Annotated in this window: 1 protein-coding gene; it reads left to right on the top strand. The window is 64.9% G+C overall.

Annotated elements, in window-relative coordinates; all coding sequences use genetic code 11:
- Positions 1–165 precede the first annotated feature (165 nt).
- The gene (locus tag ACTMTF_RS49375; RefSeq protein WP_441117034.1) at positions 166–1,002 is read left to right on the top strand and encodes a transposase family protein; all 837 of its coding nucleotides are present in this window, start codon (positions 166–168) and stop codon (positions 1,000–1,002) included.
- Positions 1,003–1,012: the final 10 nt, after the last annotated feature.

The following is a 1,012-nucleotide window of genomic DNA, read 5'->3' on the forward strand; positions in this document are numbered from 1 at the left end:
TGAGGTGATCTCAGGGAAATAATTCGGGACGATGAGGGATGTTTGGGACGCCTATGGGGGCGTTTCGGGCCTTTCGGGAGAAGTCGTCGAAGGCCGGAGATAGACGTGGAGCCTCCGGTAGATGAGTTCTCACCACAAGAAAGCACAACCGCCGAAAGGCTCCACGTGATTGCTCATCGTGCCACGCTCGACGTCTCCCGCGCGCTGATTCACCACGTCGCCCGGTCATTGCGGGACGAACGACGGCGAGTGGGCACTCCCAAGGGCAGTCGCGCTTTGACTCCGTTCTGGCAAGCGGTGCTGATCCTGCGCTGGTTCCGGGGCGAGCACGACATCCCCAAACTCGGCCGTGACCACCGCGTCTCCCGCGCCACGGCCTACCGCTACATAGCCGAGGGGATCGACATCCTGGCAGCTCAAGCCCCTAATCTGCACGAGGCGCTGAACCGTGCCCAGCTAGATGGGCTGGCCTATGTGATCCTGGACGGCACCCTGATTCCCATCGATCGTTGCGCCGAGCAGACCGTCAGCGTCAAGGGCGAACCCATCGACGCCTGGTACTCCGGCAAAGCCCACCAGCACGCCGGCAACCTGCAGGCCCTGTCGGCCCCCGGCGGACTGCCGCTGTGGATCGCCGAGGTCGAGCCCGGCTCCGTCCACGATCTGACCGCCGCCCGCACACATGTGCTGGGCGCGCTGTACGCCGCAGCCGCAGCCGGACTGCCCACCCTCGCCGACAGCGGCTACGACGGCGCCGGAATCGGCGTTCACACGCCGATCAGGCAACCCGAAGGAAACCAGATCCTCAGCCCGGACAACCGCACCTACAACCGGCTCCTACGCGCCCTGCGATGCCTCGGCGAACGCGGATTCGCCCTGCTCAAAGGCCGCTGGCGGGTCCTCCAACACATCACCGTCAGCCCCAGCAGAATCGGCGACATCGCCCGCGCAGCACTCGTCCTCACCCATTTCGAGCATGACTACCTACCGGCAATTGGCTGAGATCACCTCA

This window comes from Nonomuraea sp. ZG12, from assembly GCF_052068115.1.
Classification (GTDB): Bacteria; Actinomycetota; Actinomycetes; order Streptosporangiales; family Streptosporangiaceae; genus Nonomuraea.